The organism is Sulfitobacter sp. 1A15299, assembly GCF_043556915.1.
In the GTDB taxonomy this organism is placed as follows: domain Bacteria; phylum Pseudomonadota; class Alphaproteobacteria; order Rhodobacterales; family Rhodobacteraceae; genus Sulfitobacter.
In genome coordinates, this window is sequence record NZ_JBIFFJ010000075.1 from 1 (window position 1) to 1,359 (window position 1,359).

The 1,359-nt window shown below is 59.9% G+C and carries 1 protein-coding gene; it reads right to left on the minus strand.

Features of this window, described 5'->3' with window-relative positions:
* Window positions 1–229: 229 nt before the first annotated feature.
* Complete coding sequence (locus ACGYK7_RS19120) at window positions 230–1,270, minus strand: IS110 family transposase (RefSeq protein WP_394403952.1); 1,041 nt, start codon at window positions 1,268–1,270, stop codon at window positions 230–232.
* Window positions 1,271–1,359 lie beyond the last annotated feature (89 nt).

Below are 1,359 nucleotides of genomic sequence, written 5' to 3' on the forward strand. Positions count from 1 at the left end.
GTTCTCTGATTGCGGCTGTGTCAAGCGGGATAGCGATCTGTCCGTTCGGGGTCATGGTTCTCTCCGAGGTCGCGCATTGCGCCTCATGATGGTGTCCGGCGGTGGATCGTCTCCAATGTCGTTTGCGGGGTGAGCAAGCGAGCCTGCTTCCCAACCGTTTTTACGAGATCGATCTACCTCCGTCCCGTCGGGACTTCGCTTCCCGCCTTCTCAGCGGCGGAAATTCAGATCAGGCAGTGGCCTCCTTTGTCCATTGATAGTCTGCGCCAGATTTCCAGATCGTCAGCATCAGGACTGCGATTTTGCGCGCGGTCGCGACCGCGGCCTTTCGGAACCCGCGTCGTCCGGCCAGGCGAACAGCCCAGCTCTTCAGCGGCGAGAAACGCTTCACCTGGCGGATCAAGCAGGATGCCGCCTCGAATAGCAGTCCGCGCATCGTCCCATCTCCGCACTTTGATACCCGTCCCGACCAGTCCATTTCACCAGATTGATGCCGCTTTGGTGTGAGCCCGAGGAACGCGCCAACATCAGATGACCGACTGAACCGGTTTGGATCGTCGACCAGGGCAATGAAACTGAGCGCGTTTACCGGCCCGACGCCCGGAATGGTCATCAAACGGCGCGCGACGGGGTGCGCCTTGGCTTTTCTCTTCACGGCTTTGTCGAGATCATCAGCCGCCTGGCACAGGGTCGAATGGGCCGCGATGAAACCATCAGCGATCGTGCGCAGGATCGGATCAGTCTCTCCAGCTGCTGCGAGCTGATCGCGGAACGCCTGTCTCTGTCGACCCTGACCAATCCCCGTCATGCGGATGCCAAAGGTTTTCAGGACGCCCCGGATGTGTCCCTCCAAGTCCTTGCGCAAACGGATCAGACGCTCGCGCGCGCCAATCAGGCTGCGGAGCCGATCGGCTTCTTCGCTACGGATGTGGACCGGCGTGAACCAGTTGGTACGTGCGAGCTGCGCCAGCCCTTCCGCATCGGTGGCATCGGACTTGTTGAGCCGCGCCGACAGACTCTTGTGCGCTTTGCGGGCATCAATGCATGTGGTGGGAAGGCCAAGCCTCGTCATCCCGCGCTGCAGCCAGATAGAAAGCATCCCACTCTCATGTACGATCCGGCGCGGAGTTAGCGATCGGTTGCGAAACCAACCTGCAACGCCTTCCGGGTCCGCAGGGCACGTCCCGCGCGCGATGGGCTTGCCATCATGATCGACAACGCAGATCGAAATTTCTTTCAGTGACACATCCAAACCAGCATAATGTTCCATAGGTCGTTCTCCTCACGGCTTATATCCATGAGGCCAACATACCGGACCTCGTTCGCCACTGGAGAGCGACCGCCGCAATCACACCATGT

Coding starts and splice junctions, on each gene's coding strand:
- ACGYK7_RS19120 (WP_394403952.1), bottom strand. CDS start 1,270: ATGGAACATTATGCTGGTTTGGATGTGTCACTGAAAGAAATTTCGATC.